Origin of the sequence: Komagataeibacter diospyri, from assembly GCF_043995075.1 — a bacterium.
GTDB classification, from domain to species: domain Bacteria; phylum Pseudomonadota; class Alphaproteobacteria; order Acetobacterales; family Acetobacteraceae; genus Komagataeibacter; species Komagataeibacter diospyri.
Genome location: NZ_CP171836.1, coordinates 3,087,931 through 3,108,983 on the forward strand (window position 1 = coordinate 3,087,931; position 21,053 = coordinate 3,108,983).

Sequence of the window (21,053 nt, forward strand, 5' to 3'; positions counted from 1 at the left end):
GTAGAATCAGGACAAGATCATGCATCCCTATCGTACCCATAGCTGTGCGGCCCTGCGGGCTGCTGACGCCGGGCAGACGGCCCGCCTTTCCGGATGGGTACATTCCAAGCGCGATCATGGCGGCCTGCTGTTCATTGACCTGCGCGACCATTTCGGCATGACGCAGATCGTGATTCCCGCAGGCTCCCCCGTGCTGGAAACGGCGGAACGCGTGCGCGTGGAAAGCGTGCTGACGGTCACGGGCGAAGTCGTGCTGCGTGATGGCGCGACCAAGAACCCGAACCTGCCCACGGGTGAGATCGAATTGCGCGCGCGAGAGATCGAGGTCCAGTCCAGCGCCGACGTGCTGCCGCTGCAGGTGGCGGGCAACGAGCACTACCCCGAGGACCTGCGCCTGACCTACCGCTATATCGACCTGCGTCGTGAGAAGGTGCATCGCAACATCATGCTGCGCGCGCAGGTAATCGCCAGCCTGCGCAAGCGGATGACGGATCTGGGCTTTGTGGAATTCCAGACCCCGATCCTGACCGCATCCTCGCCCGAAGGGGCGCGTGACTTCCTCGTGCCCGCACGTATGCATCCGGGCAGGTTCTACGCCCTGCCGCAGGCCCCGCAGCAGTTCAAGCAGCTTGCGATGGTGGCGGGCTTCGACCGCTATTTCCAGATCGCACCGTGCTTCCGTGACGAAGCCGCCCGGGCGGACCGCTCACCGGGTGAGTTCTATCAGCTTGATTTCGAAATGGCGTTCGCGACACAGGAAGACGTGTTCGCGACCCTTGAGCCGGTGATGGAAGGCGTGTTCCGCGAATTCGGCGGTGGCCGCATTGTCAGCGAAGGGCCGTTCGAGCGCATTCCCTACGCCACGGCCATGGAAGTCTATGGCAGTGACAAACCCGACCTGCGCAACCCGCTCAGGCTGTCGGACGTGACCGAAGCCTTCGCCGGTTCCGGCTTTGGCCTGTTTGCGCGCATCGCAGCCGATGGTGGCCAGATCCGTGCCATTCCGGCCCCCGGTGCGGGCGACCGCCCGCGTGCATTCTTTGACAAACTGAACAACTGGGCGCGCGAATCCGGCGCCGGTGGCCTTGGCTACATCATCTTCGCCGAAGAGGGCGGCAAGGGCCCGATCGCCAAGAACCTTGAAGCCGAGCGCATTGAGGCCATCCGTGCCAGGACCGGCCTGAAGGCCGGGGATGCCGTGTTCTTCGTGGCGGGCAAGGGTGATGAGATGGTCAAGTTCTCCGGTGCGGTGCGCACGCGCGTTGCGACTGAACTGGACCTGATCGAACAGAACGCCTTCCGCTTCTGCTGGATCACGGATTTCCCGATGTACGAGCGCAACGAGGAAACGGGCGAGATCGATTTCTCCCACAACCCGTTCTCCATGCCGCAGGGTGGTATGGACGCGCTGCAGAATCAGGACCCGCTGACCATCAAGGCCTACCAGTACGATATCGTGTGTAACGGCATCGAACTGTCCTCGGGCGCGATCCGTAACCACCAGCCCGACGTGATGATCCGTGCGTTCGAAATCGCGGGCTACCCGGCCAGCGAGGTCGAGGCCCGTTTTGGCGGCATGCTCAATGCCTTCCGCTATGGCGCGCCGCCGCATGGTGGTTCGGCGCCGGGTGTGGATCGTATCGTGATGCTGCTGGCTGATGAGCCGAACATCCGTGAGGTGATCCTGTTCCCGCTCAACCAGCAGGGCGAGGACCTGATGATGGGGGCACCCGCCCCGGTCGAGCCGCAGCGGCTGAAGGAACTGTCCCTTGCCCTCGACCTGCCACGCCCCAAGCCCGGTCAGACCAAGAACTGAGTGGCGTGATGCCAGCCGATGCACTTGCCTGCCTGATACCCCGTGCCGTGCAGTACGGGGTACCGGTGGGACGGTGTTGCATGATGGTGGGCATGACGCTGGCGTGCCTGTGGCGCACCACACCCGTACAGGCAGCACCCGTCATGGCCGCCCACCGCGCGGTCTATGATCTGACGCTGGTGGCGGTCAACGGTGGCGATGTCGTCACGGCGGAGGGAAAGCTGACCTTCGTCCTGTCCGATATGTGTTCGGCATGGTCCACGCAGCAGCAGCTCCGCCTGCGCACCGTGGGCCGTGACGGGGCGGAATCAGTCAGTGATTCGGATTACGCCGTGCTGGAGGAAAAGGACGGCTCGTCCCTGGTCTTTCGCGCCGACCAGACGGAAAACGGCCATCCCGCCCCCCGTATCGCGGGGGAGGCGCATATGCGCCCCACCGGGGGACAGGCACATTACACCAACCCCGCAGTACATGACGTGACGCTGCCTGCGGGCACGCTGTTTCCCGTGGCCCATACGGCGGCGGTCATTCAGGCGGGGCAGGACGGGCAGGGGCCGATTGCCCCTTATCTGTTCGATGGTACGGTGGATACGGGGGCGCTTGGTACATACGTGCTGTTTCTGGGGCATGATGCGCCTCCGGTCGTGACCACGTTTCCTGCCCTTGTTCCGCTTGCGGCACAGCGGGTGCATATCGCCTATTACAATACCACTACCCGCGATATGACCCCCGTGTTTGAAACGGGGATGCGCTATTTCAGCAATGGCGTGGCCGACCGGGTGGATATGGATTTCGGGCAGTTCCGGATGTCGGGCACGTTACGCGAATTCCGGCTGCTGCCAGCGCCCGACCATTGCCCGGTACCCGGTGGGGTACGCGGGCATGGGGGTGTCAGTCCGTCGCATCCGCCAGCGTAACCGCCAGCGGCACATGGTCGGATGGCTGCGGCCTGCCCCGCTCATCACGTGCGGGCAGGGTGGTCAGTAACCGTTCGGCCACGCGGGGGGAGAGCAGGGCATGGTCAATGCGCAGCCCGCTGTCACGTTGCCACGCGGCTGCCTGATAATCCCAGAATGTATAGAACCGGCCCACCGGGTGCAGCGCACGCAGCGCATCGGTCAGGCCAAGCCATAACAGGCGGCGGAAGGCGGCGCGGCTTTGCGGGCGGACCAGCGCGTCATCGGAGGACAGTGCGCCGGGGGCGCAGTCTTCATCGGTGGGGCAGACGTTGTAATCACCCAGCAGGACGAAATCCTGCCCCGCCTGCAGCATGCCACGTGCATGCAGCGCCAGTGCCTCCATGAATGCCAGCTTGGAGTCGTAGCCAGCAGAACCGCCGGAATTGCCGTTGGGCAGATACAGGTTGCCAAATACCAGCCCGCAACTGCGGATCTCGACATAGCGTGCCTGTGCCGGATCGGTTTCCCAGCCGGGCAGGGCGGTGTGCGTGACCTCATGCGGGTGGCGGGTCAGGATGGCGACGCCGTTATAGCTTTTCTGCCCGACCACGACGCTGTCATAGCCCGCCGCCCTGAACACATCGACGGGAAAGACCTCGGTCTGGCACTTGATTTCCTGCAGCGCCAGCACATCGGGCTGTTCGCGGGCCAGATAGTCCAGCACATGGTCCTGACGCTGGCGGATGGAATTGACGTTCCAGGTAGCGAATTTCATCATTCGACCGAAAAGCTCGTGCCACATCCGCATGATGACGCGGCATTGGGATTGCGCACGGTAAAGTGCGCGCCCATCAGGCTGTCATCAAAATGCAGTTCGGCCCCCGACAGCAGGTCCATGCTGGCCGGATCGACCACGACACGGACCGTTCCCGCTGGGATGACGATATCATCGGGCCGGCTTTCACCATCCAGCGCGAATTTGTACTGGAAGCCGTTGCACCCCCCGGCCTCGACCGATACCCGCAGCGCGGGTTCGCCCCCAGGGCTTGCTGGCTGTTCATCCAGTATTTCACGCAGGCGGCAGGCGGCCGCATCCGATACGCGGAAGCTTTCGGTGGCGGGGGCAGGGGGCATGGACATCGGGTTTCACCATGATCAATGGCGCGCAGGGTCATGGGATCATGTTGGCCACGGGCTGCGCGCGGGTTATGGATGGGCGGCGGTATCATCATGTGCCGTTCCATCCATGGCTGGATCCTGATCTTATATGAGTACTGCACCCTATGCTGTCCAGACCGCCACGGCCCGTGGCAGGCTCTATCCCGAAGCCGAGGCCCCGACCCGCAGCCCATGGCAGCGTGACCGTGACCGGGTGCTGCATTCGGCGGGGTTTCGCACGCTGCAGTACAAGACGCAGGTTTTTCTCAACCACGAAGGCGATTTTTTCCGCACCCGTCTGACCCATTCGCTGGAAGTGGCCCAGATCGCCCGGTCCATCGCGCGCAGGCTGGGGCTGGAGGAAGACCTGACCGAAGGTCTCGCCCTGGCCCACGACCTGGGCCATACCCCCTTTGGCCATGCAGGGGAGGAAGCGCTGTCGGCGGCCATGAAGCCGTGGGGTGGTTTCGACCACAATACGCAGTCCCTGCGGCTGGTGACGCTGCTGGAACGCCGGTATTTCGCCTTTGATGGCCTGAACCTGACATGGGAAATGCTCGAAGGGCTGACCAAGCATAACGGGCCGGTGGATCAGCCCACGCCCTATGTCGCCGATTATGCGGCCAGGCATGGCCTGGAACTGGGCAGCTATGCCGCAGCAGAGGCACAGGTCGCGGCCCTGTCGGATGATATCGCCTACCATGCCCATGATCTTGATGATGGCCTGCGCGCGGGCCTGCTGCATATCGAGGAACTGGAAAGCCTGCCCGTCGTGCGTGAAGCACTGGCCGATGCCCGTAATGCCCAGCGCCTCAGTGGTTGTCATGCCAGCAATAACGATCCCCGCCTGCGGCATGAAACCATCCGCCGGGTCATCAACACGCTGGCCATGGACCTGATCGGGCAGACCCAGCGCAACCTTGAACGCCTTGCCCCGAAATGTTCCGATGATATCCGTCACGCGGCCCGTCCCGTGGTGGCGTACAGCCCGGATATTGCTGCAGCCAACCTGGAAATCCGCAAATTCCTGTATGCGCGGCTGTACCGTCACTGGCGCGTCAACCGCATGACACGCAAGGCGCGGCTGACGGTCGAATCGATTTTCACCATCCTGTCGGAAAACCTGACACTGCTGCCTGATGGCACGCGTGAGCCTGCCCTTGCGGCGCAGGATGGGGGCGACAGGGCGGGTGCATGCCGCGTGGTGGCGGATTATATCGCCGGTATGACCGATCGTTGCGCGATGGAAGAATATCGACGGTTGACGGACCTGTCCTCGCCGGGGTGAAACACGCCCATTGCATTTATCCGATTGCCTGCCGTTCTGGTATCACGGCAGGCCCTTTCTGCCGGGCCTGATGGCCCATTTACCGTTTTTGTTGGGAAACCGTGCCGCATGTCAGACAGTCTGTTCGTCCGTTACCTTACGCATGTGCGCGCAGCACTGGGCCGGATCGTCCCCGACCTGCCGACTGCGCTGCTGGACCGGGTGGAGGTCACGCCCACCCGCGACCCGGCCCATGGCGACCTTGCGACCAATGCGGCGCTGGTCGTCTCCAAGGTCGCGCGCCGCCGCCCGGCTGAAATTGCGGGCGAACTGGTAACGGCGCTGGCGGATGTACCCGGTATCGCGCATGCGGAAGTGGCCGGCCCCGGTTTCGTCAACATGCGCCTGGTCCCCGCCGTGTGGCAGGATGTCGCGCACAGTGTGCTTGCGACGGGGGAGGATTATGGCACCAGCACCGCGGGTAACGGGGTAAAGGTGAATGTGGAATACGTGTCCGCCAACCCCACCGGCCCGATGCATGTCGGTCATTGCCGTGGGGCCGTGGTGGGCGACGTGCTGGCCAACCTGCTGATAAAGGCGGGTTACGAGGTCACGAAGGAATATTACATCAACGACGCCGGTGCGCAGGTTATCGCGCTGGCATGGGCGACCTACTGGCGCTATCTGCAGGCGCTGGGCACCACCATGACCGAGGAGGAATTCGCCTCTGTCGTGCCCGGTGGCGTGATCCAGTACGGTGGTGACTATCTGGTGCCGGTCGGTGAGGCGCTGGCCCGCAAATTTACCGATAAACTCGCTGCCCCCGGCCTGAAACCCGCAGATCCTGCCGTGTGGCTGGATATTGTGAAGCGGGAGGCGGTCGATACCATGATGGCCATGATCCGTGAGGATCTGGCAGCTTTAGGCGTGCATCATGATGTCTTTACCAGCGAGGCGAAGATCCTGGCTGATGGTGAAACCGATCACGCCATCGCACAGCTGGAAAAGAAGGGCCTGATTTACGAAGGCGTGCTGGAGCCGCCCAAGGGCAAGCTGCCTGATGACTGGGAAGCCCGGCCGCAGACGCTGTTCCGATCCAGCGAATTCGGGGATGACGTGGACCGTCCGCTGCGCAAGTCCGACGGGTCGAACACCTATTTCGCCAACGACATCGGCTACCATGCCGACAAGATCCGCCGGGGCGCGGACGTGCTGGTGGATGTATGGGGGGCCGACCACGGCGGTTATGTTACGCGCATGAAGGCGGCGGTCGCGGCACTGGCGACAGACGGGCGGCCGGTTCTGGACGTGCTTTTGTGCCAGATCGTGCGTATCGTGCGTGATGGGCAGCCGGTGCGCATGTCCAAGCGTGCGGGGACGTTCGTGACCCTGCGCGACCTGATCGATGAAGTCGGGCGCGACGCCGTGCGTTTTACCATGCTGACCCGCAAGGCCGACGCGCAGATGGAATTCGATCTGGATCAGGTCGTGGCGCAGAGCCGGGACAATCCCGTTTTCTATGTGCAGTACGCCCATGCGCGCTGCTGTTCGGTCCTGCGTTCGGCGGCGGAGATGGTCAATGATGGCAAAATCCCGGGTGGCATCACGCCTGCGGAACTGGCGGGCGTGGACCTGTCGGGCCTGACGGCGGATGCGGAACTGGCGCTGCTGCAGCGCATGGCGCAGTGGCCCCGCATGGTCGAATCGGCGGCGGCGGCGCATGAACCGCACCGTATCGCCTTCTATCTCAATGAACTTGCGTCGGATTTCCATGCGCTGTGGAACCGGGGACGTGATGATGCGACCCTGCGTTTCCTGCAGGAAGATGATATTGCCGCAACCCGCATGAAGCTTGCCCTTGTCGAGGCTACGGCAACCGTGCTGCGATCGGGGATGAAAGTGCTCGGCGTACAGCCGGTCGAGGAGATGCGATGAGCCCTGACAACACGTCCCCCCCCAATGTCCCCCCTGATAACAGGGGCGACAACCCGCCCGCGCCCGATCCCTATTCCGCGCCCTCCGGCCCGGGGCGGGAACGCATGGGGGCCGATTCCAATCCCGATCTGGGCGCCCGCAAACCCATGGAACCGGCAGATGACATCGGTGCGGGTGCTCGGCGTGGCCGCCGTGGTGGTTTTGATATCAAGGCCCTGATGGCGCGCGTGGCAGGCAGCAACCTGCTTGGTGATGATCCGCTTACGCGCAGACTGGTCTATGGCGCGGCGGGTCTTGGCGGCGTGCTGGTGGTGGCGATTGGCGGATGGTCGCTGTTCGGTCACCATCAGGGCGGCATTCCCGTTCTGGGGCCGCCCCCCGGCCCGGTGCGCGTCAAGCCCGCAGATCCGGGCGGGATGCAGATACTGGGCGCGGGCGACGGCATGCCCGCCGATGGGGGCGTGATGCGCCTGTCCCCGCCGCCCGAACAGCCGCAGCCTGACGCCATGGCCCGCCAGTACGGACAGGTGGCGGGTGACGGGGAACCGCCATCTGCCCCGGCACAGGCGTCACCGGCTGCTGCCCCTGCCACGCCACCGGCGGCGGATGCAGTTGCCAGCGCGCCCGCATCCCAGCCTGCCGCCCCGGCACGGGCGGAGGCACCGGAACAGCCTGCAGCCCCTGCCGCCCTGCCACCACCCGTGCCACGTGCGCTCAGCACCGGGACAGGGGCGTATGGCGTGCAGCTTGCCGCGCTTGATACGCAGGAAGCGGCACTGAAAAGCTGGACCCGCCTCAGTGCGCGTTATCCCGACGTGTTCGGGCCGTACCAGCCTACCGTGGTGAAGGCGGAGCGCGGCGGCAAGACCTTCTACCGCCTGCGGGTCAAGGGACTGGCGAAGGCACAGGCGGTCAGCCTGTGTGAAAAGGCCAAGGCGAAAAGCCTGGCGTGCGAGCTGGTCCATTCCTGATTCAGCCATGGCCTGCGATTCCGTGCTGCGGAGGGGACGGTGAGCGGGGCTGACACCCCGCCCGTCCCCTCCGCGTCCACCAACGCCCCGATCGTGCATCTGGACGGGTTTGACGGGCCGATGGACCTGCTGCTGGAACTGGCGCGGGCGCAGAAGGTGGATCTGTGGCGCATTTCCATCCTGCAACTGGTGGATCAGTACCTGGCCGTGGTGCGTGCGGCACATGACGTGCGGCTGGAACAGGCTGCAGACTGGCTGGTCATGGCGGCATGGCTGGCGTGGCTCAAGTCCCGTCTGCTGCTGCCCGAGGATGATGAGCAGGCCACCGATGCGGAGGAGGCGGCCAGCCTCCTGCACGAACGCCTGCTGGAGCTGGAGCGGATGGTCCAGCTTGGCCGCTGGCTGGCCGCGCGTCCGCAGCTGGGGCTGGAGGTGTTCGAACGCGGACAGGCGGAAAACCTTGTGGAAATCGATCGTTCGGGCCTTGCGGTCGATGTGCCACAGCTTATGCGTGGGTACATGGCGGCCATGCGCAGGCGGGCGCGCAAATCCGTCTACCAGCCGCGCGTGCTGCGGTTCTGGACGGTGCAGGACGCGCTGGCGCGGCTGCGGCGCATGCTGGGTACGCATGACCTGAAGGCGGACTGGTGCGGGCTGGACGGGTTCGTGCCCGACCTGCCGCCACAGGCTGACATGACGGAAACAATGGTGCAGACCGGCCGCCGCGCCGCTGTTGCGGGAACGTTGCTGGCCAGCCTTGAAATGGCGCGCAGCGGGATGATCGAACTCCAGCAGGCGGAACAGTTTGGCCGTATATGGCTGCGTGAACGCACGGGACAGCCAGACGATGCTGGGACAGAACCGGAAGGGGACATGGCCTGATGAATGATACGCAGCAGCCCGGACTGCTACCCGAAGATGACGCGGACGTCGCAATGATCGAAGTGCGTGATTTTTCGCTCCGTCTGGTGGAGGCCCTGATTTTTGCCCGCGCCGATCCGCTCAGTACGCGCGCCATTGGCGAAGTGCTGGCCGGGCAGGGCGGCATACCGCATGATACCGCCGATCGGGATGCTTATGTCGCAGCCACCCTGGCCGCACTGGCGGCGCAGTATGCGGGGCGTGGTGTCGTGCTGGTGGAAGTGGCGGGGGGCTGGCAGTTCCGGACCGCGCCCGACCTGGCCCCGCGACTGACCCGTGTCATGCCGCGCCCACGCAGGCTGGCGCGTTCGACCATGGAAACGCTGGCCATTATTGCCTATCACCAGCCCTGCACCCGTGCCGAGATCGAGGAGATCCGTGGCGTCAGCCTGAGCCAGCAGGTGCTGGATACCCTGCTGGAGGCGGAACTGATCATGCCGTTGGGCCGTAAGGAAGTACCGGGACGGCCCATCCTGTGGGGAACGTCATCGGGTTTCCTGAGGCATTTCGGGCTGAAGGATCTGGGCGACCTGCCCCGGCGGGAGGAACTGCTGGTGGATGTGCCAGATACCGGCATGCTGCCCGATGCTCCGGACGAGGTTCCTGACCCGCCCGCGTCGTGATAGGTGTGCAGGGCGTGCACGGACGAAATGTGATGCCGCGCGGCTGCGTGCGGGTGTGCCGCGCGTGCGTGGTGGTGGAGGAAAGTGGTCATGTTCGATTTTGCGTGGTCTGAATTTGCCCTGATCGGGGTGGTGGGCCTGCTGCTGATCGGGCCAAAGGACATGCCCATTGCCATCCGGACGGTGACCGGTCTGATCAAGAAGGCGCGCGGTCTTGCCACCGAATTCCAGTCCCATGTGGACGAAATGGTGCGGGAAGCGGATCTGACCGAAGCCCGTGACCAGCTTGGCCAGCTCAAGCGGCTGAACGTGCGCGACAAGCTGATGAAGGCGATTGACGGGGATGGCACGCTGCGCCGCTCGCTTGATCCCGCCACGCTGACGGGGGATCTTCCCGCCACACGCCCGGCAACGCCCGTTGCGGGTGACGCCCTGCCTGAACAGCAGGTGCCATCGCGCCATTACATTCCCCCCCTGTCCAGCACGGCCCCGAAAGAGGCGGACGAGGCGGTACTGGCCAGTGCGCCCGACTTCCTGCCGCCGCGTATCGCACGCCGCATCGCGGCGGAACTGCCAAATCTTACGCCCCCGGCCTTCCTGCCGCCGGTCAGGGTCATTCACCGGGGGCAGCGTGTCTCCGTTACAGCCGATGGGCGGGAATAAGAACGCGATGGACGCAGGAGACGAAACCCTGAATCAGGATTCGATCAACGACCAGCCCATGCCGCTGCTGGAACATCTGGTGGAACTGCGGCGCAGGCTGCTGTGGTCCATCGTGACGTTCATGGTGTGTTTTGCCGTCTGTTACTATTATTCGGAACAGATCTATTTCTTCCTGGCCAAGCCGCTGGGCGACATCATGCGCCAGAAGGGGGAACAGCCGCACCTGATCTATACTGCACTGTACGAAGCCTTCTTTACCTACATGAAGGTTGCCTTTTTCGGTGCGGCCTGCCTGTCATTTCCCATGATGGCGGTACAGGCGTGGATCTTTATCGCGCCGGGGCTGTATCGCAGCGAAAAACGGGCCTTTGCGCCGTTTCTGGTGGCAACGCCCATCATGTTCGCCATGGGAGCGGCGCTGGCGTACTACTTCATCTTCCCCGCCGCATGGAAGTTTTTCCTGTCGTTCCAGACGGCGGACGGGCAGGACGGACTGCAGATCGAGCTGCAGGCCAAGGTGTCGGAATACCTGACACTGGTGATGAAGCTGATCCTGGCGTTCGGCATGGCGTTCGAACTGCCCGTGGTGCTGACGCTTATGGCGCGGGTGGGGCTGGTTACGTCAAAGGGGCTGGCGCGTGTGCGGCGCTATGCCTATGTCGGCGCGTTCGTGGCCGCCGCCATCCTGACGCCGCCCGACGTGATTACCCAGACCGGCCTGGCCGTGCCGCTGATCGGGCTGTACGAGATTTCCATTTTCTGCGCCCGCCTTGTCGAGCCGCGCAATCTGCCTGAAGACACCGAGGAGACTACCTGATGCACGACCTGCGCGCCCTTCGCGCCGATCCTGACGGTTTTGACGCCGACCTGAAGCGGCGGGGGGAGCCTGCCGTGGCGCAGGCGCTGCTGCTGCTGGACCATGACCGCCGCTCCGCTGAAACCGCATTGCAGGAACTGCAGGCGCGCCGGAAGCAGATTTCCAAGGAAATCGGGGCAATGCGCAAATCTGGGGCGGACAGCTCGGCTCTGGAAGCCGAAGTGATCAGCGCCAAGGCCCGGATGGAGGCACTGCAGACCCGCGCCGATGATCTGGACGGGCAGATCCGCGGCACGCTGGAACGCCTGCCCAACCGTCTGGACGAAAGTGTGCCCGCAGGGGCGGATGAAAATGCGAACGTGCAGGTGCACCAGAACGGTACGCCGCGCGAATTCGCTTTTGCCCCGCGTGAGCATTTCGAGCTGGGCGAGGCACTGGGCATGATGGATTTCGAGACCGCATCCCGCCTGTCGGGTGCGCGTTTCGTGGTGCTGCATGGCCAGCTTGCGCGGCTGGAACGCGCGCTGGGGCAGTTCATGCTGGACCTGCATACGGGTGAAAACGGGTATGAGGAAACCGCAGTCCCTGTTCTGGTCAATAACGAGGCGATGTACGGCACTGACAAGCTGCCCAAATTTGCTGACCAGTCCTTCCGTACCGAGGACGGCCGCTGGCTGATCCCCACGGCGGAGGTGCCGCTGACCGCCAGTGTCGCGGGCCAGATCCTGCCGGGCAATGTGCTGCCGCGCCGCCTTGTCGCCCTGTCATCGTGTTTCCGCAGCGAGGCCGGGGCGGCGGGCCGCGACACGCGCGGCATGCTGCGCCAGCACCAGTTCCAGAAGGTCGAGATGGTGTCCATCACCACGCCGGAGGAAAGCGATGCCGAGCACGAACGCATGACCCGCTGCGCGGAAATGGTGCTGGAAAAGCTGGGCATCCCCTATCGCCGCATGCTGCTATGCGCAGGGGATACCGGCTTTGGCGCGGCAAAGACCTTTGACCTTGAGGCATGGCTGCCGGGGCAGAAGGCATGGCGTGAAATCTCGTCGTGCTCCACCACGCGCGATTTTCAGGCGCGACGCATGAACGCCCGCTATCGCGCGGCAGAGGGCAGGCCCGCGTTCGTCCATACCCTGAACGGGTCCGGTCTGGCCGTGGGCCGCACACTGATCGCAGTTATGGAAAATTACCAGAACGAGGACGGCAGCATCACCATCCCCGATGTGCTGCGTCCCTATATGGGCGGCGTCGAGGTTATCCGCGCGGCCTGAGAGCCTGAAATAAAGAAGTTTTTGGTGAAGCTTTTTTCAAACAGCTTCAGATAACGCCGCCTTTTTCAAAAAAGGCGGCACCTGAAACTTTTATCTTTGCGTCTTCCCTTAACGTCGCTTGCGGTGCGGGCGTTTGCCCTTGGTCGGTGCCTCACGGTTGCGGCGGCCCGGCGGGCTGGCGCGGTTATCAGGGCTGAAGGGGGACGTGCGCGGCGTGCGGGCGCGGATGCTCTGCTGGCGCAGCACGTCTTCGATCCAGTCATTCAGGCGGGCGGTCGTGGCCTCGGCTTCCTCACGGTTGACGTAAGCTTCGGGGAAGCGCAGCGCCAGCCATCGCCATGCCACCAGCCGCTTGTGGCGTTTTTCCGCGCGTTCCAGTTCCGTGCGCTCGGCCCGTTCGGGCGGCGGCAGGCGGCCCGTGCCCGGTGGTGGCACGGCATTGCCCGCCGCATGGTCTGCCGCCCAGTGGACAAGGCGCTGGATGCCATTGTCGCGGTCATCCACCGGGCACATGGCATAGACCCAGCGCTGCGCCAGCGTCAGATCCGACACACCTTCCAGCGCGGTTGCAATGGCGAAGGCCTGTTCCATGTTGGCCAGCCGGTAATTCGGGTCATCGCGGCGCAGCACCGCGCGGCGAATGCGCACCAGCACGCCAAACAGGCTGTCGGACCCGATTTCGGCCGCGACGGCCTGAACAATGTCCGCATCGGGCTGCACCTGCGGGCGCATGTCCTCGATCGGCTGCGGGGGGGCAGCCAGCATGGCGTGGATGAAGGACGGGCTGCCGACCCCTTCCAGCACGGCCACAACACCCTGTTCATGCTTGCCGTAACGCCCGGCGCGACCGCCGATCTGCTTGACTTCCTGCGGGTTGAGGTCGCGCGTCTGGTTGCCGTCATATTTGCGCAGGGCGGCAAAGACCACGCGGCGGATGGTCAGGTTCAGCCCCATGCCGATTGCGTCGGTCGCGATCAGGATGTCGGCGTCGCCATCATTGAAACGCTGGGCTTCCGCCCGGCGGACTTCGGGGCTGAGCGCGCCATACACCACCGCCACCCGCTTGCCCTGCGCCAGTAGCAGCGCGCGCAGGTCCAGTACCTCGCGTCGGGAAAAGGCGATCAGCGCGTCATGCTTCTGCAGTTCATGCAGGCTGACCGAACGTTCGGCGGCAACCAGCGGGCTTTTGCGTTCCAGCCGGATTTCATCCACCGGGTCACCGCACAGTTCGGCAATGCGCTTCACCATGGGAATGCAATCAGGCGCGCCAAGGATGAACAGGTGCCGCGCGGGGGCACCCATGATGGCCGCAGTCCACGCCGCCCCACGGTCGGGGTCGGTCAGCATCTGGGCTTCATCGATTATGGCTACATCGACCGGGTTGTTCAGCGGGCACATTTCCACGGTGGCGGCCAGATGGCGGCTACCGGGCACGTCGATGCGCTCTTCGCCCGTGGCCAGCGATGTCGGCACGCCGCGCGCGGTCAGCGACTCGCGGAATTCATGTGCCAGCAGCCGTAGCGGCGCCAGCGCCAGCCCGCTTTCAGCACGGGCCAGCGCATCCAGTGCCGTGTGCGACTTGCCGCTGTTGGTCGGTCCCGTCACCAACGTGATACGACGGTTGAGCGCGCGTGCGGTGCGGAAATGAGCGGCGTAGCGGTCAAGGGCCGCGACCTGTGCAATGACAGCGTTACCCACGCGGCGGTTGCCCAGGTCGGGGGCCAGTGGTGCGCGCGACGGGGTTTCCTGTCCCTCCCTGCGCCACTGGGGTAACTGCTGGCGCAGGGCCATAAGTTCGGTCGGGTCGAATTCCCACCGTTCCTGTCCATCCGCCTGCGGCACGCGGCGTGCGACCGGCAGACGGTTTTCCGCGATCCAGCGCAGCGCCTCGCGGTGCGAACAGCGCAGCAGGCCGGGTACGTCGCTGAAGGGAACAAGGCTTTTTTCCCATTCACGCAGGCGCAGCACTTCCTCGCGCCGCCGTGCGCGCGCCGTATCCTCGATCTGGGTATCGCGGTCCTTGCGGCTTGCGTCCTCGCGTTCCAGTCCGGCGGCGAAGGCATCCGCATCAGGCAGGGCGAAGGCATCGGCCACCGCCACGGCAAGGGTGCGCAGTTCGGCTGGTGCCAGCGTGCGGCCGGTGCCGTCAAACAGGTCGGCGCGGACGTTTTCCACTGCGGCGCGCGGCGTATCGCCCTGCGCGCGCAGTTTTTCATGCAGTACGGGGGCCAGGGCTGACAGAAGGCGGGCGTCATCGGGTTCGGGGTCGTCCACCGTCACGGCGGCGGCTTCCGTATCTGCGCGCGTGACCCATATCTGCCCCGCGCGGCGGGTCAGGTCCATAAGCCGCGACCCCCACGGCTTGCGCCGCACGGTACACAGGGCGCTGCGGAAGGCGGCGTCATCTATGTGCGTGGCGCCGGGTTTCAGCATGCGGGCGATCACGCGCTCCAGCTTCGGGCGCTCGCGGGTTTCAACATGCAGTCCGGTTGCGGCGATCGCCGCGTCCAGCGCCAGCAGGGCAGGGGCGGCCCGGTCGGGGAATTCAGAAGTCATACCTGACTATGTGCGTCATCCACGCGCTGACGACAATGGACTCCGTACTTGCATCCGTGCCCGAAATCATTGAATAGAACGCCGTATCGTACGCGTGTGGCGTGACAAGCGCGTCCCGGAATGGGCATTCTACGGTCAATCTGTTCCCCGTGGCGCGTGATATGTTAGTTTTGTGCTGGAATTCCACGCTGTGGATGGCCTAAACATGCCCGCCTTAGTTATGTAGCTGTGGCCGGGCGCATGTTTCAGGGAATCCTGTGTCTGCGTCATATCCAGCCGGGAGAATGATAACCAGATGTCAGATACGTTGATTGTGCCAACCGCCGAGACCATGCTCACCGGCCTTGCTCCGGTCGAGGGGCAGGAAGGCGTGTTCCACCTGGCCGAACCGACCAAGGAATATGGCCACCTGAATGCGGAAACCGTCCTGTCGGTCCATCACTGGACAGACCGGCTGTTCAGCTTCACCACCACGCGCGACCCGGCGCTGCGCTTCGAGAACGGCCAGTTCACGATGATCGGCATCGAGGTCGAGGGCAAGCCGCTGCTGCGCGCCTACAGCATTGCCAGCGCGAATTACGAGGACCACCTTGAATTCCTGTCGATCGCGGTGCCCGATGGTCCGCTGACCTCGCGCCTGCGTCATGTAAAGGTGGGCGACAAGGTGCTGATCGGCCGCAAACCCGTCGGCACGCTGCTGCTGGACAACCTGCGTCCGGGCCGCAACCTGTATTTCCTGTCCACGGGTACGGGGCTTGCGCCCTTCATGAGCCTGATCAAGGATCCGGAATGCTATGAACGCTACGACCACGTGATCCTGAGCCACACGGTGCGTATCTCGGGTGAGCTGGCCTATTCCAACCACATCCGCCACGAACTGCCCGAACACGAGTTCCTGGGCGAGGACGTGAAGGGCAAGCTGCTGTACTACCCGGCCGTGACCCGTGAGGAATTTGCCGTTACCGACCGCATCACCAAGCTGATCGAGACGGGCAAGATCTTCAAGGACCTGAACATCCCCGAACTGGATCCTGAACATGACCGCGTCATGATCTGCGGTTCGCCGGAAATGCTGGCCGATACGGAAAAGCTGCTGCAGGACCGTGGCTTTGACGAGGGGAACAACTCCAACCCCGGCGCCTATGTGGTGGAAAAGGCGTTCGCCGAACGCTGATCCCGCCCCGCCCCGGCCATAGGAAGCATGGTCGGGGCTTTTTTTATTGGTCCCGCCCCGCGTCAGGGCGGGGTGCTGCCGGAATGACGCATGCTGTCGCCGTCCTTCCGGCTGGAAGCAGGATGCACAACCGGCATGAGTTATGACTTCGATCTGTTTGTAATCGGCGCGGGTTCGGGCGGCGTGCGGTGTGCGCGTATCGCCTCCAGCCATGGGGCGCGCGTGGCCGTGGCGGAAAGCCGCCACTGGGGCGGGACCTGCGTCAACCTTGGCTGCGTGCCCAAGAAACTGATGGTCCAGGCCAGCGAATATGGCGACTGGGTGGATGACAGCCACGGTTTCGGCTGGAACACGAAGCGCGGGCAGCATGACTGGACCGCACTGATTGAAGCCAAGGACCGCGAAATCACGCGCCTGAACGGTCTGTATGTCTCGATGCTGGAAAAGGCGGGTGTTGCGCTGTTTACCGGCCTTGCCACCATCGAGGACGCGCACACCCTGCGTATCGACCCGTCCCCGCTGGCCCCCCATGAAGCCCCGCGCCGTGTGACTGCGGCCCGGATTGTCATTGCCGTAGGGTCCACGCCGACGGCGCCCAGGATCCCCGGCGCGGAATACGCCATATCATCCGATCAGGCCTTTCACCTGACACGGCGCCCGCAGCGGGTGTGCATGGTGGGTGGCGGTTATATTGGCGTGGAGTTTGCAGGGATATTCCGTGGACTCGGCTCGGAAGTTGATCTGGTCTATCGCCAGCAGCAGCCGCTGCGTGGCTTTGATGGCGACCTGCGCCATGCCCTGCATGACGCCATCGATCTGCGTGGCATCCGCCAGCATGTCAGCGCGTCGCCCACTGAAATTGAAAAGCGCGGGGATGGCAGCTTTACCGTCACCCTTGATAACGGTACCCGGATTGAAACCGACTGCGTTTTCTTCGCCACCGGCCGTCATCCCAAGATCACCGGCCTTGGCCTGACGCAGCTTGGTGTGGCGATGGAGGAGAACGGGCGCATCATCGTCGATGAGGACAGCCAGACAACCGTGCCCGGCATTTACGCCATTGGTGACGTGACCAACCGGCTGAACCTGACCCCCGTCGCCATCGCGGAAGGGCATAATCTGGCTGACCGTCTGTTTGGCAGCGCACCGGCGCGCCAGTGGTCCTATGGCACGACACCGAAGGCGGTGTTCTTTACCCCCGCCCTTGCCAGTGTCGGCCTGACGGAAGCCGAGGCTGCGCATAAGGGCGATGTGGACGTGTATGTCAGCCGCTTTCGCCCCATGCGCAATACGCTCAGTGGCCGCCAGCAGCGTACGTTCATGAAGCTGGTGGTCGATAAGGCCAGTCAGGTGGTTGTAGGCGCGCACATGCTGGGTGATGACGCGCCGGAGATCATGCAGGGCCTGGCGATTGCCGTGACGGCGGGGCTGAAGAAGGGGGACTGGGACCGGACCATCGGTATCCATCCGTCCTCGGCTGAGGAATTCGTGACCATGCGTACCCGCACGCGTGTCACGCCGCATCACCCGGTCTGATACGGCCCATGTAAAAAACCGTTGCTGGCACATTGACCGGCAACGGTTTTTTTATTGTGTAACAGGCGGGCAAACCCGCGAACCACAGAAGTTTCTGGTAAGGCTTTTTTTTTAAAAGGCGGTAGCCAAAAACTTTTATTATTTCTGAAGTGATTTTTTAGCGGGGCGCGACCCAGCCATTGCCGGTCGAATCGCCAAGCTGGCCATCGCCATTGATCCCGCTGCTCTGGTACGCGCTGCCGAAACGTGACAGGTCCGTGCCGGTGACCGAATCACGGTGCACATGTTCCAGATGGTCGGGGTCGGGACCGTGGTTCAGTTCCATGGACGGCGCTTCCTCATAGCCGGGCGGCAGATGGTTGCGCTGACCATGAACGGTCATCTTGTCTTCGCTCTGGCTGCCGCTGTCGTCACTGCTGTCGGGCGCGGCCATGGCCGTCACGCTGAACAGACACAGCCCGGCTGCCAGGGCGGTTATGAATTTCCCACGTGTGGTGGCCATGATCCGTAATCCTTTTACCTGAGGGGACACCATGCCAACCATGCCCCGTCAGGGGAAGCCGTGGTCTGGCAGTCCAACCATGCTGCTTTTACATATGGGGGAAGCATGACTGTAATGCGACCTGCAACTGTATGGATCGGGTCTGTTTGTGGCGTCAATGCAACATTGAGTCCCCGCTGGCGGTGCAGCCAGAGGGGACCGGCCCAGAACAGGCTTTGCCATGCCGGGCTTTTTTCGACATAAAGACTGCCCTTCCGCCGCTGGCGGCGGGGACTGTCTTGTATCAAGAGGAATTAGGATCCGACCCATGAGTGCGACGCACAGCCACAGCAGTTCTTCCCGGCAGGCCTGGACGCCGGAGAGCTGGCGGTCGTTTCCGGCGCGGCAGATGCCGCGATATCCTGACGAAGCCGCCCTGGAGGGCGTGGAGGCGCGCCTGCGCCGCTACCCGCCGCTGGTCTTCGCGGGGGAAGCCCGGCGCCTGCGCGCCCATCTGGCCAAGGCCGCCACGGGGCAGGCCTTCGTGCTGCAGGGTGGCGCGTGCGCCGAAAGCTTCAGTGAATTCACCGCCGATATCGTGCGCGACACCTTCCGCGTGCTGCTGCAGATGGCTGTTGTGCTGACCTTTGGCGCCAAGGTGCCCGTCATCAAGATAGGGCGCATGGCCGGGCAGTACGCCAAGCCGCGCTCCTCCGATACCGAGACGAAGGATGGCGTGACGCTGCCGTCCTACCGTGGTGACATCATCAATGGTTCGGACTTCACGGAATCTGCGCGCATTCCCGACCCGAAGCGCATGGAAACCGGCTATTTCCAGTCTGTCGGCACCATGAACCTGCTGCGCGCCTTCGCCAGCGGGGGCTATGCCAACCTGCATGAAGTCCACCGCTGGAACCTTGGCTTTGTCGAACGTTCGCCGCTGGCGCAGCGTTACGGGCAGCTGGCCGAACGTATTGGCGAAACACTGGACTTCATGGCCGCGTGCGGCCTGACGGCGGCCACCACGCCCCAGATTGACGAGACCGAGTTCTATACCTCGCACGAAGCCCTGCTGCTGCCGTACGAGCAGGCGCTGACCCGCATCGATTCGACATCGGACGAATGGTATGACTGCTCGGCCCATTTCGTGTGGATCGGGGATCGTACCCGCCAGCCAGATGGCGCGCATGTCGAATTCCTGCGTGGGGTGCGCAACCCCATCGGGATCAAGGTCGGCCCGACCACGACCATCGAGGATCTTGAGCAGTTGCTCGACATTCTCAACCCGACCGATGAAGCCGGGCGCATTTCGCTCATTTCCCGCATGGGGGCGGGCAAGGTGCGCGACCATCTGCCGCCACTTCTTGAGAAAGTGATGGCCACGGGGCGGACAGTCACATGGTTGTGTGATCCCATGCATGGCAACACAAGCTCGACTTCGACAGGTATCAAGACGCGTTCGTTCGATGCCATCCTGTCGGAGATTCACGGCTTTTTTGACGTATTCGAGGCAGCTGGCGCCCACCCCGGCGGCGTGCATTTCGAAATGACCGGCCAGAACGTGACCGAGTGCATCGGCGGTGCCCACCGCTTGACGGAAGCCGATCTGGGTGAACGCTATGAGACCTTCTGCGACCCGCGCCTGAATGCGGAACAGTCGCTGGAAATGGCATTCCGTCTGTCTGAAGAACTGAAGACGCGGATGCATCGCATGAGTGGCGGGGCACGCTAGTCCCGCCCGTATCGGGGGGATTGGAGGGGCTATGACCCATGGTGAGAAGGCAGGCCGGGGTGCGGGCGCGGTGGAACGTGATGTGATCGCCGCCCGCACCGATGCGTATTTCAACCGCACGCGTGCCATTGTCGAACACTTTGGGGACAGGAAGGTGACCTATGCCGTCTTCCTGCGCCGCCCCGTCGTGTCCGCGCCCCGGCTTATGGTGGACTGGCTGCGCGCCGTTGCCACCGAACGCGGGATCGACATTGAATGTGACCTTATGTTCCCCGAGGGAACATGGGTGGGCGCGGGTGAACCGCTGGCCTATGTGACCGGGTCGTTCGCGCAGCTTGCGGTGCTGGAGACGCTGGTGCTCCAGCGTCTTGGCCCGGCCTGTGTCGCCGCCCACAATGCCTACCAGATGTCCATGGCGCTGCCGCATGTGCGCTTCATGGCGATGGAGGCGCGGCATTGCGCGGGCTTCGGCATGCAGGAACAGATGGCCTATGCCGCCTCCGTCGGCAGTCATGCCGCGCAGAAGGAAGGCGCGCTGGGCTTTATCGGCAGCGCCAATGACGCGACGGCGCATTATTTCGGCACCACGAAGGGGCTGGGCACCATGCCGCACGCGCTGGTGGGCTACGCCGGGTCCACCCTGCGGGCCGCCGAGATGTTTCACGAGGTCTATCCCGAAATGGACCTTGTGGTGCTGGTGGACTATTTCGGGCGCGAGGTGACGGACGCGCTGGAAGTCTGCCGCCATTTCCCGGACCTTGCCGCAACCGGACGGCTGGCCGTGCGTCTGGATACGCATGGCGGCCGTTTTCTGGAGGGGCTGGACCCGCAATCATCCTATGACGTGCTGGAACGCCATACGCCGGGCAGCATCCGGCGGTACCGGTCGGACAAGGAACTGCGTTACCTTGTGGGTACCGGGGTTTCCGCCGCCGCAATCTGGCGCATGCGCGAAGCACTGGATGATGCAGGATTCGCGCATGTACGCATCATCGCGTCGTCGGGTTTCAGCGTGGAAAAATGCCTCAGCATGGCCGACGCCCATGCGCCGGTCGATGTGATCGGTACAGGCTCCTTCATTCCCGACCACTGGTCGGAAACCTATGCCACAGCCGATATCGTGGCCTATGACGATGTGCCGCGGGTCAAGGCGGGGCGTGAGTTCCTGCTGCGCCACATGCGCAACCGCTAGGCCACATGGTCACGTCCCGCGCAGGGATGCATAACGAAAGG

At 63.8% G+C, this 21,053-nt stretch carries 18 protein-coding genes; 14 read left to right on the forward strand and 4 right to left on the reverse strand.

The genetic code is table 11. The features are described 5' to 3' along the window. Positions 1-19 precede the first annotated feature (19 nt). Positions 20-1,816, forward strand: a complete 1,797-nt coding sequence (gene aspS / locus ACE2AA_RS14395; RefSeq protein WP_395370240.1) for an aspartate--tRNA ligase — start codon at positions 20-22, stop codon at positions 1,814-1,816. Positions 1,817-1,824: 8 nt separating this feature from the next. Beyond that, entirely contained in the window at positions 1,825-2,733 is a 909-nt protein-coding gene (locus ACE2AA_RS14400; RefSeq protein ID WP_395370242.1) for an EipB family protein, read from the forward strand. On the opposite strand, the gene ACE2AA_RS14405 is transcribed toward ACE2AA_RS14400, so the two are convergent. Both ACE2AA_RS14405 and ACE2AA_RS14410 read right to left on the reverse strand, forming a co-directional pair. Beyond that, the gene (locus ACE2AA_RS14405; protein ID WP_395370244.1) at positions 2,708-3,493 is read right to left on the reverse strand and encodes an exodeoxyribonuclease III; all 786 of its coding nucleotides are present in this window, start codon (positions 3,491-3,493) and stop codon (positions 2,708-2,710) included. The two genes, ACE2AA_RS14400 and ACE2AA_RS14405, sit on opposite strands and share 26 nt — an antisense overlap. Continuing rightward, on the reverse strand, positions 3,490-3,855 hold the full coding sequence (locus ACE2AA_RS14410) for an iron-sulfur cluster assembly accessory protein (protein WP_141262119.1): 366 nt from the start codon (positions 3,853-3,855) through the stop codon (positions 3,490-3,492). Before ACE2AA_RS14410 ends, ACE2AA_RS14405 begins: the two co-directional genes overlap by 4 nt. 127 nt (positions 3,856-3,982) lie before the next feature. Between ACE2AA_RS14410 and ACE2AA_RS14415 the strand changes: the two genes are divergently transcribed. The 8 genes from ACE2AA_RS14415 (at position 3,983) to serS (ending at position 12,341) form a co-directional block, all read left to right on the forward strand. After that, positions 3,983-5,161, forward strand: coding sequence for a deoxyguanosinetriphosphate triphosphohydrolase (locus tag ACE2AA_RS14415; RefSeq protein ID WP_141302278.1), 1,179 nt, complete (start codon positions 3,983-3,985; stop codon positions 5,159-5,161). Positions 5,162-5,269: 108 nt separating this feature from the next. Beyond that, positions 5,270-7,075: an arginine--tRNA ligase gene (gene argS / locus ACE2AA_RS14420; RefSeq protein ID WP_395370247.1), complete on the forward strand. Its 1,806-nt coding sequence runs from the start codon at positions 5,270-5,272 to the stop codon at positions 7,073-7,075. Beyond that, a complete protein-coding gene (locus ACE2AA_RS14425) occupies positions 7,072-8,046 on the forward strand; it encodes an SPOR domain-containing protein (protein WP_395370249.1) in 975 nt (324 codons plus the stop codon). Before argS ends, ACE2AA_RS14425 begins: the two co-directional genes overlap by 4 nt. A 39-nt stretch (positions 8,047-8,085) precedes the next feature. Continuing rightward, complete coding sequence (locus ACE2AA_RS14430; protein WP_395370251.1) at positions 8,086-8,928, forward strand: segregation and condensation protein A; 843 nt, start codon at positions 8,086-8,088, stop codon at positions 8,926-8,928. Further along, on the forward strand, positions 8,928-9,590 hold the full coding sequence (gene scpB / locus ACE2AA_RS14435) for an SMC-Scp complex subunit ScpB (RefSeq protein ID WP_395370252.1): 663 nt from the start codon (positions 8,928-8,930) through the stop codon (positions 9,588-9,590). The genes ACE2AA_RS14430 and scpB overlap by 1 nt, the downstream gene beginning before the upstream one ends. A 90-nt stretch (positions 9,591-9,680) precedes the next feature. Then, positions 9,681-10,253: a Sec-independent protein translocase protein TatB gene (tatB, locus tag ACE2AA_RS14440; RefSeq protein ID WP_141302286.1), complete on the forward strand. Its 573-nt coding sequence runs from the start codon at positions 9,681-9,683 to the stop codon at positions 10,251-10,253. 7 nt (positions 10,254-10,260) lie between these two features. Next, positions 10,261-11,070, forward strand: a complete 810-nt coding sequence (tatC, locus tag ACE2AA_RS14445) for a twin-arginine translocase subunit TatC (protein WP_141302288.1) — start codon at positions 10,261-10,263, stop codon at positions 11,068-11,070. Continuing rightward, positions 11,070-12,341, forward strand: a complete 1,272-nt coding sequence (gene serS / locus ACE2AA_RS14450) for a serine--tRNA ligase (protein WP_141262126.1) — start codon at positions 11,070-11,072, stop codon at positions 12,339-12,341. Before tatC ends, serS begins: the two co-directional genes overlap by 1 nt. A gap of 108 nt (positions 12,342-12,449) precedes the next feature. On the opposite strand, the gene ACE2AA_RS14455 is transcribed toward serS, so the two are convergent. Continuing rightward, complete coding sequence (locus ACE2AA_RS14455) at positions 12,450-14,897, reverse strand: helicase-related protein (protein ID WP_141302290.1); 2,448 nt, start codon at positions 14,895-14,897, stop codon at positions 12,450-12,452. Between the two features lie 295 nt (positions 14,898-15,192). Between ACE2AA_RS14455 and ACE2AA_RS14460 the strand changes: the two genes are divergently transcribed. Both ACE2AA_RS14460 and gorA read left to right on the forward strand, forming a co-directional pair. Then, positions 15,193-16,071, forward strand: coding sequence for a ferredoxin--NADP reductase (locus ACE2AA_RS14460; RefSeq protein WP_141262128.1), 879 nt, complete (start codon positions 15,193-15,195; stop codon positions 16,069-16,071). A 135-nt stretch (positions 16,072-16,206) separates the two neighbouring features. After that, a complete protein-coding gene (gorA, locus tag ACE2AA_RS14465; RefSeq protein ID WP_141302302.1) occupies positions 16,207-17,607 on the forward strand; it encodes a glutathione-disulfide reductase in 1,401 nt (466 codons plus the stop codon). Between the two features lie 157 nt (positions 17,608-17,764). On the opposite strand, the gene ACE2AA_RS14470 is transcribed toward gorA, so the two are convergent. After that, a complete protein-coding gene (locus ACE2AA_RS14470) occupies positions 17,765-18,109 on the reverse strand; it encodes a hypothetical protein (RefSeq protein WP_141302305.1) in 345 nt (114 codons plus the stop codon). Positions 18,110-18,416: 307 nt separating this feature from the next. On the opposite strand from ACE2AA_RS14470, the gene ACE2AA_RS14475 reads away from it, so the two are divergent. Together ACE2AA_RS14475 and ACE2AA_RS14480 are read left to right on the forward strand one after the other, a co-directional pair. Beyond that, positions 18,417-19,820: a class II 3-deoxy-7-phosphoheptulonate synthase gene (locus ACE2AA_RS14475; protein WP_141262130.1), complete on the forward strand. Its 1,404-nt coding sequence runs from the start codon at positions 18,417-18,419 to the stop codon at positions 19,818-19,820. Between the two features lie 31 nt (positions 19,821-19,851). Then, positions 19,852-21,012, forward strand: coding sequence for a nicotinate phosphoribosyltransferase (locus ACE2AA_RS14480; RefSeq protein WP_141302307.1), 1,161 nt, complete (start codon positions 19,852-19,854; stop codon positions 21,010-21,012). Positions 21,013-21,053 lie beyond the last annotated feature (41 nt).

Excerpts from the sequence above, each read along its gene's own strand:
- ACE2AA_RS14425 (WP_395370249.1), top strand. The coding sequence starts at position 7,072 with ATGAGCCCTGACAACACGTCCCCCCCCAATGTCCCCCCTGATAACAGG.
- ACE2AA_RS14415 (WP_141302278.1), top strand. The coding sequence starts at position 3,983 with ATGAGTACTGCACCCTATGCTGTCCAGACCGCCACGGCCCGTGGCAGG.
- aspS (WP_395370240.1), top strand. The coding sequence starts at position 20 with ATGCATCCCTATCGTACCCATAGCTGTGCGGCCCTGCGGGCTGCTGAC.
- ACE2AA_RS14455 (WP_141302290.1), bottom strand. The coding sequence starts at position 14,897 with ATGACTTCTGAATTCCCCGACCGGGCCGCCCCTGCCCTGCTGGCGCTG.
- ACE2AA_RS14400 (WP_395370242.1), top strand. The coding sequence starts at position 1,825 with ATGCCAGCCGATGCACTTGCCTGCCTGATACCCCGTGCCGTGCAGTAC.
- ACE2AA_RS14470 (WP_141302305.1), bottom strand. The coding sequence starts at position 18,109 with ATGGCCACCACACGTGGGAAATTCATAACCGCCCTGGCAGCCGGGCTG.
- ACE2AA_RS14480 (WP_141302307.1), top strand. The coding sequence starts at position 19,852 with ATGACCCATGGTGAGAAGGCAGGCCGGGGTGCGGGCGCGGTGGAACGT.
- argS (WP_395370247.1), top strand. The coding sequence starts at position 5,270 with ATGTCAGACAGTCTGTTCGTCCGTTACCTTACGCATGTGCGCGCAGCA.
- tatB (WP_141302286.1), top strand. The coding sequence starts at position 9,681 with ATGTTCGATTTTGCGTGGTCTGAATTTGCCCTGATCGGGGTGGTGGGC.
- gorA (WP_141302302.1), top strand. The coding sequence starts at position 16,207 with ATGAGTTATGACTTCGATCTGTTTGTAATCGGCGCGGGTTCGGGCGGC.
- ACE2AA_RS14410 (WP_141262119.1), bottom strand. The coding sequence starts at position 3,855 with ATGTCCATGCCCCCTGCCCCCGCCACCGAAAGCTTCCGCGTATCGGAT.
- scpB (WP_395370252.1), top strand. The coding sequence starts at position 8,928 with ATGAATGATACGCAGCAGCCCGGACTGCTACCCGAAGATGACGCGGAC.
- ACE2AA_RS14475 (WP_141262130.1), top strand. The coding sequence starts at position 18,417 with ATGAGTGCGACGCACAGCCACAGCAGTTCTTCCCGGCAGGCCTGGACG.
- serS (WP_141262126.1), top strand. The coding sequence starts at position 11,070 with ATGCACGACCTGCGCGCCCTTCGCGCCGATCCTGACGGTTTTGACGCC.
- ACE2AA_RS14460 (WP_141262128.1), top strand. The coding sequence starts at position 15,193 with ATGTCAGATACGTTGATTGTGCCAACCGCCGAGACCATGCTCACCGGC.
- tatC (WP_141302288.1), top strand. The coding sequence starts at position 10,261 with ATGGACGCAGGAGACGAAACCCTGAATCAGGATTCGATCAACGACCAG.
- ACE2AA_RS14405 (WP_395370244.1), bottom strand. The coding sequence starts at position 3,493 with ATGATGAAATTCGCTACCTGGAACGTCAATTCCATCCGCCAGCGTCAG.